Origin of the sequence: Micromonospora sp. ATA51, from assembly GCF_016802855.1 — a bacterium.
Classification (GTDB): domain Bacteria; phylum Actinomycetota; class Actinomycetes; order Mycobacteriales; family Micromonosporaceae; genus Micromonospora; species Micromonospora sicca.
This window is the reverse complement of sequence record NZ_JAEVHJ010000696.1, coordinates 1-1,076: the sequence shown is the minus strand read 5'-3', so window position 1 is coordinate 1,076 and position 1,076 is coordinate 1. Positions and strand designations below refer to the sequence as shown.

Annotated in this window: 1 protein-coding gene; it reads left to right on the top strand. The window is 70.6% G+C overall.

What is annotated here, in order from left to right:
* Positions 1 to 328 precede the first annotated feature (328 nt).
* Complete coding sequence (locus tag JNW87_RS39025) at positions 329 to 1,018, top strand: DUF4191 domain-containing protein (RefSeq protein ID WP_109799589.1); 690 nt, start codon at positions 329 to 331, stop codon at positions 1,016 to 1,018.
* Positions 1,019 to 1,076: the final 58 nt, after the last annotated feature.

The following is a 1,076-nucleotide window of genomic DNA, read 5'->3' as shown; positions in this document are numbered from 1 at the left end:
GCGGGTGGCGGCGGGGCAGCGCCCGGGCGAGCCGGTCCGCGGCCGCGTCGGCCTGCAGCTCGGAGGCGTGCGTACGGTGGATGGTGAGCAGGAAGTCTGCGTCGTTGCCGAACATTCTCGGTTCCCCTGTCGTGCGGTGTGCTCGCTGTCGAGATTCACTTTCCGCGCGAAGGTGGCCCCGGGGCATGGGTCCGCCGCCTGATCTTCACCCCCTCCCCCTCCTTACCGGGGGGCCTCAGCGGCCGGGCGGCGACGTAAGGTACTCAGCCCCTGGCGGAGGGGCGGCCGCGGATCAACGGGGCGTGCGGCGCCCACTAGACTCTTCGGCATGGCAAAGCCCCAGGAGAAGGTCTCGTTCGGCCAGCGGCTGAAGCAGATCGGGATGGTGTTCCAGTTCACCGCCAAGCAGGACAGGTGGTTCGCGCCGCTGACCGCCGCGGCGGTGCTGATCCCGCTCGCGCTCACCGTGGTCGCGGTGATCCTCTGGGGCTGGATCTGGCTGCCGATCGGCATCCTGTTCATCCTGCTCGCCGTGCTGATCGTGCTGAACCTGCGGTCCAACAAGGCGATGATGAACGCCGCCGAGGGCCAGCCGGGCGCGGCGGCGCAGATCATGGAGAGCATGCGCGGCGACTGGCGGGTCACCCCGGCGGTCAGCTCCACCACCCAGATGGACATGGTGCACCTGGTCATCGGCCGGCCCGGCGTGATCCTGCTGGCGGAGGGGAACCCGCAGCGGGTCCGCGGCCTGCTCGGGCAGGAGAAGCGGCGGCTGGCCAAGGTGATCGGCTCCGCCCCGCTGCACGACTACGTGATCGGTCAGGGCGAGGATGAGCTACCCATCCGCAAGCTGCGGATGACCCTGATGCGGCTGCCCCGCACGCTGGCCCCCAAGGACGTCAACGCCCTGGACAAGCGGCTCAAGGCGCTCACCGCCCGTCCGCAGATGCCCAAGGGCGCGATCCCCAAGAACATGCGCCCCCCACGCGGCGCCTTCCGCCAGACCCGGGGCCGCTGACCCCCACCCCCTCACGCACCGAAAGAGCCGGACCCTCACGGGGCCCGGCTCTTTCCCT

Excerpts from the sequence above, each read along its gene's own strand:
- JNW87_RS39025 (WP_109799589.1), top strand. The coding sequence starts at position 329 with ATGGCAAAGCCCCAGGAGAAGGTCTCGTTCGGCCAGCGGCTGAAGCAG.